At 27.5% G+C, this 12,916-nt stretch carries 13 protein-coding genes; 10 read left to right on the forward strand and 3 right to left on the reverse strand.

What is annotated here, in order from left to right; all coding sequences use genetic code 11:
- Position 1: 1 nt before the first annotated feature.
- A complete protein-coding gene (locus BN6774_RS08930) occupies positions 2-523 on the reverse strand; it encodes an excisionase family DNA-binding protein (RefSeq protein WP_066892780.1) in 522 nt (173 codons plus the stop codon).
- A gap of 204 nt (positions 524-727) precedes the next feature.
- Here BN6774_RS08930 and modA point away from each other — a divergent pair, with 204 nt between their 5' ends.
- From modA to BN6774_RS08945, 3 genes are read left to right on the forward strand one after another with little or no spacing between them, the layout of a single operon-like run.
- Positions 728-1,528, forward strand: a complete 801-nt coding sequence (gene modA / locus BN6774_RS08935) for a molybdate ABC transporter substrate-binding protein (protein ID WP_066892782.1) — start codon at positions 728-730, stop codon at positions 1,526-1,528.
- A 9-nt stretch (positions 1,529-1,537) separates the two neighbouring features.
- Entirely contained in the window at positions 1,538-2,209 is a 672-nt protein-coding gene (modB, locus tag BN6774_RS08940) for a molybdate ABC transporter permease subunit (protein WP_066892784.1), read from the forward strand.
- Between the two features lie 11 nt (positions 2,210-2,220).
- A complete protein-coding gene (locus BN6774_RS08945) occupies positions 2,221-3,279 on the forward strand; it encodes a sulfate/molybdate ABC transporter ATP-binding protein (protein WP_066892786.1) in 1,059 nt (352 codons plus the stop codon).
- 176 nt (positions 3,280-3,455) lie between these two features.
- Here the strand turns inward: BN6774_RS08945 and BN6774_RS08950 are convergent, their stop codons facing one another.
- The gene (locus tag BN6774_RS08950; RefSeq protein WP_066896566.1) at positions 3,456-4,571 is read right to left on the reverse strand and encodes an amidase domain-containing protein; all 1,116 of its coding nucleotides are present in this window, start codon (positions 4,569-4,571) and stop codon (positions 3,456-3,458) included.
- Positions 4,572-4,726: 155 nt separating this feature from the next.
- Between BN6774_RS08950 and BN6774_RS08955 the strand changes: the two genes are divergently transcribed.
- The 3 genes from BN6774_RS08955 (at position 4,727) to ymfI (ending at position 7,519) form a co-directional block, all read left to right on the forward strand.
- The gene (locus tag BN6774_RS08955; RefSeq protein ID WP_066892788.1) at positions 4,727-5,683 is read left to right on the forward strand and encodes a metallophosphoesterase; all 957 of its coding nucleotides are present in this window, start codon (positions 4,727-4,729) and stop codon (positions 5,681-5,683) included.
- A 1-nt stretch (position 5,684) separates the two neighbouring features.
- The gene (locus BN6774_RS08960) at positions 5,685-6,617 is read left to right on the forward strand and encodes a dipeptidase (protein WP_066892790.1); all 933 of its coding nucleotides are present in this window, start codon (positions 5,685-5,687) and stop codon (positions 6,615-6,617) included.
- 158 nt (positions 6,618-6,775) lie between these two features.
- A complete protein-coding gene (ymfI, locus tag BN6774_RS08965) occupies positions 6,776-7,519 on the forward strand; it encodes an elongation factor P 5-aminopentanone reductase (protein WP_066892792.1) in 744 nt (247 codons plus the stop codon).
- A gap of 44 nt (positions 7,520-7,563) precedes the next feature.
- Here the strand turns inward: ymfI and BN6774_RS08970 are convergent, their stop codons facing one another.
- A complete protein-coding gene (locus tag BN6774_RS08970; RefSeq protein ID WP_066892794.1) occupies positions 7,564-7,980 on the reverse strand; it encodes a hypothetical protein in 417 nt (138 codons plus the stop codon).
- A gap of 201 nt (positions 7,981-8,181) precedes the next feature.
- Between BN6774_RS08970 and BN6774_RS08975 the strand changes: the two genes are divergently transcribed.
- The 4 genes from BN6774_RS08975 (at position 8,182) to BN6774_RS08990 (ending at position 12,855) form a co-directional block, all read left to right on the forward strand.
- Positions 8,182-10,377: a DNA topoisomerase III gene (locus BN6774_RS08975; protein ID WP_066892796.1), complete on the forward strand. Its 2,196-nt coding sequence runs from the start codon at positions 8,182-8,184 to the stop codon at positions 10,375-10,377.
- Positions 10,378-10,534: 157 nt separating this feature from the next.
- The gene (locus tag BN6774_RS08980; protein WP_066892798.1) at positions 10,535-11,152 is read left to right on the forward strand and encodes a hypothetical protein; all 618 of its coding nucleotides are present in this window, start codon (positions 10,535-10,537) and stop codon (positions 11,150-11,152) included.
- Entirely contained in the window at positions 11,145-11,468 is a 324-nt protein-coding gene (locus BN6774_RS08985; RefSeq protein WP_066892800.1) for a hypothetical protein, read from the forward strand. The genes BN6774_RS08980 and BN6774_RS08985 overlap by 8 nt, the downstream gene beginning before the upstream one ends.
- A 100-nt stretch (positions 11,469-11,568) precedes the next feature.
- Positions 11,569-12,855: a VanW family protein gene (locus BN6774_RS08990; RefSeq protein WP_066892802.1), complete on the forward strand. Its 1,287-nt coding sequence runs from the start codon at positions 11,569-11,571 to the stop codon at positions 12,853-12,855.
- Positions 12,856-12,916 lie beyond the last annotated feature (61 nt).

The following is a 12,916-nucleotide window of genomic DNA, read 5'->3' on the forward strand; positions in this document are numbered from 1 at the left end:
ATTATTTATATACTTTTACAGACATAGTTTTAAATATAGCATATAATTCAGTGCCTTTTTCAATAGATAATTCATTTAAAGATTTTGTTGTTATTAAAGAAACTATAGGAATTCCAATATCTAATATAACTTTAGCACTACTTCCTTCTACAATAATATCTGAAACAATTCCCTTATGAATATTTCTTGCACTACTTATAAATAAATCTTTGCTCAATATAATATCTTCTGGACGAATAGAAATTTTAATTTTCCCTTCAAGGCTAGTATTAACTTGTATTTTGACAGAGTTAATTTCTGCAAAAATTTCTTCATTTTCTAAAATTAAATTAGCTTCATAGCTATTTTCATATCCTTTAGCTTTTAAAAGATAAATTTCCAATTGATTTTTAGATATACGAAGATGTTTTCCCATACGATGAGCATCTAAATCGCCACGTTTAATCATTTCATACACTGTACTTTTAGTTATCTTTAATTTTTGAGCAATTTCATCTGGAGTATATAAAATATCTTCACTCATTTTATTCACCTTTTCATAAATTATTCTAAAAATAATTTAACATAATATTTAAAATATAACAAATAAAAATTTTTATTTTAGAGTTTTCATATTAATTGACATTGGATAATCCTTACATTATAATTAGTAATGTTTAGTTTAGTTCTGTTTTGTTCAGTTTTGAACTGTTTTAATTATTGTTTTATAAAAAAAGGGGAAAAAGAGATGAAAAAGAAAACTAGTCTAATTTTAATCATGAGTTTATTAATATTTATTTTAAGTGGATGTACTAATAATAATTTTTCGGAAAATGAAGGGAAAAATAAGGCTAAAGATATTACTATTACGCTTGCAGCAGCTGCAAGCTTAAAGAACTGTATGGATGATAAGTTAATTCCAATGTTTAATGAAAAATATCCTAATATTAAAGTACAAGCAACTTATGATAGTTCAGGAAAACTACAGAGTCAAATTGAAGAAGGCGCAGATATAGATGTATTTATGTCTGCAGCTAAAAAGCAAATGAATGCATTAAATGAAAAAGGGTTAATTGAAGAAGACTCAATTAATGAACTTCTTGAGAATAAGGTTGTTTTAATTGTTCCTAAAAATAGTGATAAAGAAATAAAAACTTTTGAAGATATAGTAAAATCTGATAAAATAGCTATAGGAGATCCAGCAAGTGTACCAGCTGGTCAATATGCAAAAGAGTTATTTGAAAATCTTAAAATTTGGGATGAAGTATCTTTAAAAGCAAGCTTAGGTACCAATGTAACAGAAGTTTTAAATTGGGTTGCTGAAGCTAGCGCAGATGCTGGAGTTGTTTACTCAACAGATGCTTCTTCAAATGATAAAGTCAAAGTTGTATTAGAAGCTCCAGAAGGAAGTGTCTCTAAAGTTATATATCCTGTTGGAATAATAAGAAATAGTAAAAATAAAGAATCAGCAAAGAGTTTTGTTGATTTTTTAAAGTCAGATGAAGCAATTAAAGTATTTGAGTCTTATGGATTTTCAGATAATAAATAGGAGAAGATAATGGACATATCACCAATAATAATTTCTTTAAAAACAGCAGCAATCTCTATGGTAATAACATTTATATTAGGGATTTTTATAGCTAAAATCATAGTAGGTATGAAAAATGAAAAAATAAAAATGATTCTAGACGGAATATTTACCTTACCATTAGTTTTGCCGCCAACTGTAATGGGATTTTTCTTATTATTAATATTTGGAGTTAATAGACCAATAGGAAAGTTTTTACTGAATTTCTTAGGGGTTAAAATAGTTTTTTCTTGGTCAGCAACTGTAATAGCATCAGTAGTAATAGCATTTCCTCTTATGTATCGATCAGCTAGAGGAGCTTTTGAACAAGTAGACGAAAGTTTAATAATGGCTGCTAGAACACTAGGTATGTCTGAAAAAGCAATTTTCTTTCGTGTCATTATTCCAATGGCATTACCAGGAATAGCCTCAGGAGGAATATTATCCTTTGCAAGAGGCTTAGGAGAGTTTGGAGCTACAGCAATGATTGCTGGTAACATAGCAAATAAAACAAGAACCTTACCATTAGCAATTTATGCAGAAGTGGCAGCAGGAAACATGGATTCAGCTCTGTATTATGTATTAATAGTAACTGTAATATCCTTTATAATTGTAATTTTAACTAATTATTTTACTATAAAAGAGAGAAAGTATTTAAAGTAAGGAAGAGGTAAATGAGCTTATTTGTAGATATAAGAAAAAAACTAAAGGGATTTTCCTTAAATGTTTCCTTCGAAACAAATGGTGATTATCTTGGAGTATTAGGATCTTCAGGAAGTGGGAAAAGTATGACTCTTAAGTGTATTGCAGGAATAGAAACTCCTGATGAAGGGCTTATAATTCTTAATGGAAAGGTTCTATTTGATTCTAAAAAGAAAATAAACTTAAAACCACAAGAAAGAAATATAGGATATTTATTTCAGAATTATGCCCTATTTCCTAATATGACTGTAGAGAAAAACATAGGTATAGGCTTAAAGGGTTCTAAATATGAAAAAAACAGAAAAATAAATGAAATTATTGAAGCATTCCATTTGCAAGGACTTGAAAAAAAATATCCAAGACAGCTTTCAGGAGGGCAACAACAGAGAGTTGCTTTAGCAAGATGCATAATATACAAACCGGATGTATTAATGCTAGATGAGCCTTTTTCTGCATTAGATACATATTTAAAAGAAAAACTTCAAACAGAGGTTTTAGAACTTTTACGATTATACAAAGGTGAAGTATTAATGGTTACTCATAGTAGAGATGAAGCCTATAGATTTTGTGAAAATATAGTTGTTATAGAAAAGGGTAGTTCTATATTGATAGGTAATACTAAGGAAACTTTTAAAAATCCTAAGTTAAAAAAAGTTGCAATTTTGACAGGATGTAAAAATATTTCAAAATGTAGAGTTATATCAAAAAATAAAGTTTATATATTAGATTGGGATATTACTTTAGAATTAGAGAAAGAAATAGAAGAAGATATTAAATATATAGGTATTAGAGCTCATAATTTTGAAATTGTTAAGAATGGTGATGAACAAAATATAATAGAGTGTAAAATAAATAAAATAGTAGAAGATGTATTTGAATATAACATTATATTTGAAAATAAAAGCTCTAAACTGCAAGGTGAAAACAAGACTATTTTATATAAAGTAAAAAAAGATGAATGGAATAAAATAGATAATAAAGAAAATTTATATTTAAAAATATCAGAAGATAAATTATTGTTTTTAAAATAAATTTAATAATTAAGAATGTACATTGTATAATGTATAATTTAAGAAAAGACTATTAAATTAGTTTTGTAAGATTAAAAATTTAGAGGCTGTTTTTCAGCCTCTAAATTTTTGTGTTTTAATAATTTGTAACAAATTACATCCTAAATTATCAATTATTAATTATGCATTATATATTGTTAGTAGTGTACGTGAACAAGATGGAATTTTATATTATCATTACTCCAGCCTAAATCATAAGGAACCAGTAGCCTATTAGTATTATGACATGTAACTAATGGATAGCCCTTGGAATCAAAGCCTGTAACTGTTGAGATATGAGTTATTCTTCCTTTTTTTTCATATGCAACAAAGTCTCCAGGTCTTAAGCTAAAAGCTGCTTTATATATTTGTTGATAAGAACCTTTAGCAACATAAGAAGCTCTACCACTACTTATCATATAGTTTTTAAATCCTTGAGCATTTAGCCATGCTTTTGTTCCTTCTTTTCCAGCATAGTTCCAAGCAGAGTTTTTCTTAAATCCACCGCCTTCAAATAAGATTTGTGATGCAAAATTTGCACAATCTCCACCATCAGGATTATGGTCTTTATATTTATTATTATATTTAAATATAAAATCCTCTTCTTCAGATACACCGCAATACTTATGAGCATATTCTATTGCACTTTTAACTCTTTCACTAGGTGTATATTCAGGAGCAGTTTGATTTAGTATATATTCTTTAATTTCATCGGATTTTATATTATTTAAATCTAAGGAGTCAGCAAAGGGATCAGTGTACCATTCCTTAGTTATTATGTATCTATCATCTTGTTTTTTTAAGTTTAAATAGTGATTAGTACCTAATCTAAATTTATTTATAACGTCAGGGGTATCTATATAATAATAATTAAAGTCTGTTGCAACATCACAAATAACGCCATATAGATTAGGCTCTTTTTCTGCTACTTTTCTTATTCTTACTATAGAATTTATATCTTTAAACTTAACAGATTGTTTTTCAGACCAATTAATTAAATATTGTGTCTTTTTTGCTTCGCTTTGATAAGCCCAAAGGCTTACCTTTACATTTAAATCATAAAATCCCTTTAAGAGTTCTGTATCTGCTGAAACTATAGCAGCATTTCTTTGAGAAAATAAATTTTCTAGTAAATTCTTAAACTCGCTTTTTGTTTCATCAGAGGAATAATCTATTTTGTTAGAATTAGCCCCATCTTCAAAAGCAAAGCAAACAGAAGATGGTAGGAGTTTAAAGGTAAGTAAAGTAATTAAAAATATATTTATAAATTTCAACTTCACAAATTTTTTCCCCTTTCCTTAAACTTTATATGTAGTTTGTACTAAATCAATTAAATTTATCTATAAGTTATGATTATTTAAATAGGATGTTTTTAGCAAATAAGTAAGTAGAAACATATACTAAAAATAATAATTTTTTTAGGGTATATATGAAGAGGTTAAATTATTTATATGAAAATGCAAAAGAATTAAAATTTGATGATGGAGATAATATAGTGTTTATATCTGATGTCCATAGAGGAGATGGAACATATTATGATTCTCTTCTGCCTAATAAAAATATATATAAAACTGCATTATCTTATTATTATAGAAAAGGATTTACTTACGTGGAAGTAGGAGATGGTGATGAACTTTGGAAAAATAGAAATTATAATGACATAGCATATATTTATAATGATATTTTTAAATTATTAAATAAATTTAAAGAAGATAATAGAGTTTATATTATTTATGGTAATCATGATATAATAAAAAATAGGGAAAGTTTTTATAATTCTCAATATAAAAGTTTAAAAAAAGTAGGAGAAAATTACGGGAAAAATTTTTTAGAATTTATAAAAGATATTGTCTTTTATGAAGGAATTAATTTTAAGTATACTCCAATTAATGAAAAATTTTTAGTAACTCATGGACATCAAGCTGATTATATGAACTCTACTTACTGGTTATTATCTAGGTTTCTTGTAAGATATGTATGGAAGTTTTTAAATGGACTAGCTGGGTTTCATGATCCTACAAGTCCAGCAAAAAATAATAAAAAAGGAAGTAAGGTTGATAGGAAGCTTGAAAAATGGGCTAAAGATAGTGGGAAAATGATTATATGTGGACATACTCATAATAGTAGGATGCCAGAATATAAGGAACCACCTTATTTTAATGATGGATGCTGTGTATTACCTTATGCAATAACAGCAATTGAAATAGAAAAAGGAAGAATTTCCTTAGTTAAATGGAATATAGAAGCCCAAGAGTCAGGAATTTTGTGGGTAAGAAGAAAAGTAATAACTGGACCTAATAATTTAGAGAGTTATTTATTATGGGCAAGAGATGAAAGAATAAGAATTATAAAGGAAGAAAAAGAAGAAGTATTAAGGAGGACATAATATGTATTCAATTGATTTACATTGTGACACTGCAAGTAGACTTTTGTATGAAAATTTAAAATTAAAGGAAAGTAAATGTAAGGTTGATATAAATAAGCTGAAAAATTCTAATGCTAAAGCTCAAGTTTTTGCTCATTTTATAGAATTAAACATCGTAGATAATCCTTATAAAGAGTTTATTAAAATGTATAATTCCTTTATGAAAGAGTTAGAAGAAAATAAAAATGACATAGAGATAGTTAGAAACTTAAAAGAGTTAGAAGAAGTAAATGATAAAGGAAAGATAGGCGCCTTTTTATCAATTGAAGAAGGTGAGGTTTTAGAAGGGAAAGTTGAAAGAGTAAAAGAAATTTACGATATGGGAATTAGATTTATAACTTTAACATGGAACTTTAAAAATAGTATAGGTTATCCTAATTCAGGATATAAATATAAGGATTATGGACTAACAGATAAAGGAAAAGAAATAGTATTAGAAATGGAAAGAGTGGGAATTATTCCGGATTGTTCTCATTTATCAGATGGAGGATTTTACGATTTAGTTGATATTTGTAAAAAGCCATTTATAGCTACTCACTCAAATTCAAGAGCAATTACAAATCATTCAAGAAATTTAACTGATGATATGATAGTTAAACTTGCAAATAAGGGCGGAGTTATGGGATTAAATTTTTGTGCGCCATTTTTGGGAAGTGAAAAGGTACCTTCAATTAATTCTATGATTACTCATCTTAAACATATAAAAAAAGTTGGTGGAGTGGATGTTTTAGGCTTAGGAACTGATTTTGATGGTATTGAAAATGAAGTTGAAATTAAGAATATAGGTGAAATAGGAAATTTAAGAGAAGCCTTAACTAAGGAAGGTTTTACAAATACAGAAATTGATAAAATATTTTATGGAAATGTAAAAAGAGTATTAAAAGAATGGATGTAAATGAGATAAATCTTATATTACTTTCTCCGTCGCAAGCTCAAAGTCGACGTCATATAGGATTTATCTCATTAAAAAAGAAAGGAAGGAAATTATAAACATTTATAAAAAGGGTAAAATTTTTATAATTTCCAAAAAAATAAAGAAGTAGGGAGTAGAAAATGGAAAACTTACAAGGGAAGATAGCATTAGTTACTGGTGGAACTAGAGGAATAGGAAAAGCAATAGCATTAGAACTCGCAAAAGAAGGAGCTACAGTGATTTTAAATTATTCTAAGGATGATTTATCAGCAGAAGAAACACTTAAAGAAATTCAGGAATTAGGTGGATATTCAAAGCTTTATAAAGGTGATATATCAAATTACGATACTTGTAAGAAGATGATAGATTTTATAATAAGCACCTTTGGAAAGATAGATATACTAATAAATAATGCAGCAGTATCCTTTAGGGGATTATTCATGGATTTCTTAGAAAAGAACATAAATGATATATTTGGAATAAATGTATTAGGAGCTATGTATCTAAGTAAAGAAGCTATACCACATATGATTAATAAGGGAAAAGGAAATATAATTAATATTTCATCAATATGGGGAGATACCGGAGCATCTTGCGAAGTTCTTTATTCAAGTACTAAGGGAGCAATTAATTTATTCACAAAATCTTTAGCAAAGGAATTAGCACCTATGGGCATAAGAGTAAATGCTATAGCACCAGGAGTAATAGATACAGAAATGAATTCTTTCCTATCAAAGGAAGAAAGAGAAGAATTAGAGGAGGAGATTCCACTTGGAAGATTTGGAAATCCTGTAGAAGTAGCTAAAATGATAACTTTTTTATGTAGTGATAAATGTGAGTATTTAACAGGGCAAATTATAAAAATAGATGGTGCAATGCTTTAAGTATATTAAAAAAGGAAGATAGATGGTTTTTTGTAATATCCCATCTATCTTCCTTTTTTAATTTTTTTATAGTATTTTTTATAAAGTGTTTTTATTGCTAATATAATTAGTTTAATTAGTAGATAAACTAGGAATATGTATATAAAACCGTATAAACCGTAGGCTATGTCTGAGAACTCCATATTACCTCTATTTGTAAGCTTTTGTTGAATTTCTATAGCAAAAACTATAACTATCATTACTGTTAAGGTATATATAAAAGAAATTGCTGTAATACTGTATTTAGCTAATTGTTTAAAAATAAGCTGAGTAAATGCAAATATAATAATTCCGATTAAAGCCATAAAAATAAAATGAAGCTGTTTATCATTTAATGGATATCCTGCAATACTTACAATATCTAGTACTTTGTCATGTAAATCATTTATAAAACTTGCTGTTAATTTTAATATTTCTACCATAAACTTGTCCCCCATAATATGTTTATGCTTATTATATCATAAAATAACAATAATTCTAACTCTGTGGTATAATATGTTATGTTAAAAGACTGTTTGAAGCAGTATTTTAAATTAAATTGTTTTTAGTAATTTAAATAAATTACATCATTAATTATTAATTGTAAATGGTTAATCGTTAATTGAACTAGAAAGGATATGAATATGGGAAAAATACTAGTATTAGCAGAAAAACCTTCTGTAGGTAGAGATATAGCAAAAGTCTTAAAATCTAATGTAAATAAGGGAGCCTATATTGAAGGAAATAAATATGTTATTACATGGGCTTTAGGACATTTAGTTGGGCTTCAAGATCCAGAAAGCTATGATGAAAAATATAAAACTTGGAGTATGGAAACACTTCCAATGTTACCTAAAAATATGAAGCTTTCAGTTTTAAAGAAAACATCAAAACAGTTTTATGAAGTAAAAAAACTTTTAAATAGAAATGATATTGATGAAATAGTTATTGCAACTGATGCAGGTAGAGAAGGAGAACTTGTTGCAAGATGGATAATAGAAAAGGCAGGAGTAAAGAAACCTATAAAAAGACTTTGGATTTCTTCTCAAACAGATAAAGCTATTTTGGATGGATTTAGAAACTTAAAGCCAGGAAGTGAGTATGAAAATTTATATAAGGCAGCAGTTTGTAGAGCTGAGGCTGATTGGATAGTGGGACTTAATGCTACAAGAGCATTAACGTGTAAGTATAATGCACAGCTTTCTGCAGGTAGAGTACAATCTCCTACATTAGCTATGATAGTAAACAGAGAAGAGGAGATTAAAAACTTTAAACCTAAAAAATTTTATACTATAAAGGCAAAAAGCAAGGACATAAGTTTAGAGTGGGTTAATAAGGATAATAACTTAAGAATATTTGATGAAGATTATGCTAATAAAATAATAAATAAAATACAAGGTAATGATGCAAAAATAACTTCAATAACAGAAAGTCCAAAGAAGAAGTTCTCACCAGCTTTATATGATTTAACTGAGCTTCAAAGAGATGCTAACAAGATATGGGGATATTCAGCAAAGCAAACTTTATCGATAATGCAAAGGCTTTATGAAAATCATAAGATATTAACTTATCCAAGAACGGATTCAAGATATATCTCAACTGATATTGTTTCAACTTTACCAGATAGGTTAAAAGCAATATCCATTGGAGAATATAGAATGGCAGCATCTGATATACTAAAGAAAAAAATTAATACAAACAAAAGCTTTGTAGATAATAGTAAGGTTAGCGATCACCATGCTATAATTCCAACAGAGCAAAAACCTAATTTAAGTAATTTAAGTAGTGAAGAAAGACATATATATGATCTTGTTGTTAAAAGGTTTTTAAGTGTGCTTATGCCACCTTTTGAGTATATTCAAACTAATATAAAAGCAGAAATTAATGGAGAAATCTTTATTGCTAAAGGTAAAGTAGTTAAGTCTAAAGGGTGGAAGTCTTTATATGATAAAGATTATGCAGAAGAAGATTCAAACGAAAATGATGTAAGAGAACAAACTCTTCCGAAACTTAGTGAAAAAGATATATTAAAAATAATTAAAATTGAACTGAATACAGGAGAGACTAAAGCACCTGCAAGATTTAATGAAGGAACGCTTTTATCTGCAATGGAGAACCCTCAAAAGTATGTAAGTGTAAATAAGGAAGCAGCTAAAACATTAAATGAAACAGGGGGGCTTGGTACAGTAGCAACAAGAGCAGATATAATAGAAAAGTTGTTTAATTCCTTTGTAATTGAAAAAAGAGGAAAGGAAATAGTTCCAACATCGAAAGGAAAGCAACTTATAGATTTAGTACCTAATGAATTGAAGTCACCATTACTTACAGCTAAATGGGAAAAGAGATTAGATGAAATTAGTAAGGGCAAACATAACCCAAATGATTTTATAAAGGAAATGAAAAACTATGCAATTGCATTAGTGGAAGCGGTTAAAGGTGATAACAGCAAATTTATTCATGATAATAAAACAGGTAAAAAATGCCCTAATTGCGGAAAGTATCTTCTAGAAGTAAAAGGTAAAAATGGAACAATGAATGTTTGTCAAGATAGAGAATGTGGATATAGAGAAAGTATAAGTAGAACAACTAATGCAAGATGCCCTGAATGTAAGAAAAAACTCGAAGTTAGAGGTCAAGGAGAAGGAAAGATATATGTTTGTACAGGAACAAACTGCAACTTTAGAGAAAAGGCTTCACAATTTGAAAAGAGATTTGATAAAAAGGGAAAGGTAGATAAAAAAGAAGTAAATAACATTATGAAGAAGATGAAAAAGGAAGCAGAGGAATTTAATAATAATCCTTTTGCAGCACTTCTTAATAAGGATTTTAATAATAAATAATATATATAAGAGCTTATAGAGTTTCAAAGTTAATTCTATTAGCTCTTTTTTTATGTATTATATATTTTTAAATAATAATATAGGTACTATTAGCATAGAATTTAATAAAAATAACATAAGTATCAAAGGGTAATTTTAATAGAAGGGAGGAAAAAAGGTGCTAAAAGATCTAGAAGAAAAGCTAATTATAGATGATGATCTATTTTTAGTAGAAGGAATAAAGAATTTTATTAATGAATATAAAAAAGAAAAAAATAGTACAAATGAAAAAATATATTTTAAAAGGTATTATGATTTGAAAAGAAATACGATATCTTATATAAAATCAAAGAGGAAAGAATATGAAAATAAAATTAAGATAATAGAAAATAATATAAACTTATTAAATAAAACCTTTAAAGAATTAGAAGTTGAAAAAAATCTAAGGTATGAAGAAATGAAAACTTATAGGAATAATAATTCTTACAAGGAAAAATTAGATGACATAATAGATGCAATTAATGAAAATAAGAGAATAATTTCATATGAAAACAGAAAGCTAAATGAGTTAAAAAGAGACTATGAAAATTTTAATAATGCATCTTTTGAAGATGAAAGAGATGTTAAGATTTTCTTTAAGTATATAAAGCGGGAGTTTTTAAGAGAGAGAAAAAAGGTAGTTGAAGTTTTAAATTTTAGTAATTTAAATGAATCAGAGCTAGTTTTAAATCATGAGTATTTTTTATTAATAACTAAAAAAATAATATTAATTCAGGAGGAATTGATAGGTGGATAATTATTTAAGGGATGAATTAATAAAAGATAACGTTAAGGAAAAACTTAAATCTTTATATAAAGATATAGTAATAGATGACATTAAAGAAGAGTTAATAAAGAGCAAGGAAGAAGTTTTACAAAATATAAACGACAGTAGTGAAAAGAAAAAGTTCAATAAGGAAGTAATAAACAAATTAGATCAGCTATTAGTTATGATAGATATGATTGAGAGCAGAGAGGAAAATAATTTGAAAAATATTGCTTTTAATAATAAGTTAGTATTAGTTTCTAATATTATATTAGTTATCTTGCTAATATTAAGCTTCTTTGTATAATATAGTAAAATGTAATTGTAAAAAAATTTCAATGAAGATATAATATAATTATAAATTCACAAAAAAAGTTACAGTTTATTTGGGCTGAGAGGAGAGTAGAATGGATAATAACGTTACGCCACAAACAAATGAAAGGATTACTAGGGAGAAAAAAATAGTATTATTTACTGTATTAGCTATTATATTATTAGTTGGGTCTATTACTTTGTATATAGTATCTAAAAATATAAAGATTATAGATAGTTATGCAAATAAAGTATACCCAGGTGTTTTTATATTCGATAAGGATGTTTCAGGATTAACTAAGGAAGAATTACACAATGTCTTAGAAGAAATGGTAAGTAATATTTCCTCAAGGAAGATAGACATATCTATAAATGATAAAAAATTTGAAGAAAGCTATAGTAACTTTGATATTACTATAGACTATGAAAGCTTTGAAAACGAATTGTTATCTTACGGTAAAGATAGAGGCTTTTTTGAAAAACTTAATATAATAAAAGAGCCAGAAAATAAAACTTATGAGTTTAATGTAATATATAGTGATGAAAAAGTTATAAGTTTTTTAGATTCTATAAATGAGGAAGTACTAGTTAATCCCATTGATGCAACAGTTAATATTTATGGTGGCTCTATAAGTGTAATACCTGGAGAAATTGGGTATGAATTAAATAAAGAAGATTTAAAGACAAAAATAGAAAATGTTTTATTAGATGTAAAAGGTGAAGAAATAGTAGCATTAGCCGGGGAACTTAATGAGGTACAACCTTATATAACAGCAGAGGCATTACAGTCAGTAGATACTAAAATTTCATCTTATACAACTCACTTTCCAGCAGGACCAAGTGGGACTAATATAATTAGAGGAGCTGGAATGATAGGTAGCAGAGTTCTTATGCCTGGAGATGAATTTTCAACAGTTGAAGCTATAGGACCTACAACAGCAGATTATGGATTTGTATCGGCTAATACTTATCTTAATGGTAAAGTAGTGCCAGGCTTTGGTGGAGGTGTATGTCAAATATCTAGTACTATCTATAATGCAGAGTTAAGAGCAGGAATAATTCCAACATATAGAATGAATCATGAAATGACAGTTTCTTATGTACCACAAGGCTTAGATGCAACTATTGGGGATGAATGGCCAGATTTAATTTTTGAAAATCCATATGATTATCCTATAGTAGTAAATGTATATGCAGGTAATGGTTCTATCACAGCAGAGTTTTGGTCTAATAGCCAAGCAAAAGGTGGAATAACTTATGAACCAAAATCTTATCAAACAGGTGCTTTATCAGCTGATACCTATTTGTATGGTTATAATTCAGCTGGAGAGTGCATTTCAGAAGTATATTTAGATAGTAGTGTTTATAAGCCTTTCAGTTAAAGATAAGGTTAAGTTTTGAACATTTTACTATAGATTAAAAATAAGAGGATGTCCTAGGACA

Source organism: Clostridium nigeriense, from assembly GCF_900086595.1.
GTDB lineage: Bacteria > Bacillota > Clostridia > Clostridiales > Clostridiaceae > Clostridium > Clostridium nigeriense.

Excerpts from the sequence above, each read along its gene's own strand:
- BN6774_RS08930 (WP_066892780.1), bottom strand. The coding sequence starts at position 523 with ATGAGTGAAGATATTTTATATACTCCAGATGAAATTGCTCAAAAATTA.
- modA (WP_066892782.1), top strand. The coding sequence starts at position 728 with ATGAAAAAGAAAACTAGTCTAATTTTAATCATGAGTTTATTAATATTT.
- modB (WP_066892784.1), top strand. The coding sequence starts at position 1,538 with ATGGACATATCACCAATAATAATTTCTTTAAAAACAGCAGCAATCTCT.
- BN6774_RS08945 (WP_066892786.1), top strand. The coding sequence starts at position 2,221 with ATGAGCTTATTTGTAGATATAAGAAAAAAACTAAAGGGATTTTCCTTA.
- BN6774_RS08955 (WP_066892788.1), top strand. The coding sequence starts at position 4,727 with ATGAAGAGGTTAAATTATTTATATGAAAATGCAAAAGAATTAAAATTT.
- BN6774_RS08960 (WP_066892790.1), top strand. The coding sequence starts at position 5,685 with ATGTATTCAATTGATTTACATTGTGACACTGCAAGTAGACTTTTGTAT.
- ymfI (WP_066892792.1), top strand. The coding sequence starts at position 6,776 with ATGGAAAACTTACAAGGGAAGATAGCATTAGTTACTGGTGGAACTAGA.
- BN6774_RS08970 (WP_066892794.1), bottom strand. The coding sequence starts at position 7,980 with ATGGTAGAAATATTAAAATTAACAGCAAGTTTTATAAATGATTTACAT.
- BN6774_RS08975 (WP_066892796.1), top strand. The coding sequence starts at position 8,182 with ATGGGAAAAATACTAGTATTAGCAGAAAAACCTTCTGTAGGTAGAGAT.
- BN6774_RS08990 (WP_066892802.1), top strand. The coding sequence starts at position 11,569 with ATGGATAATAACGTTACGCCACAAACAAATGAAAGGATTACTAGGGAG.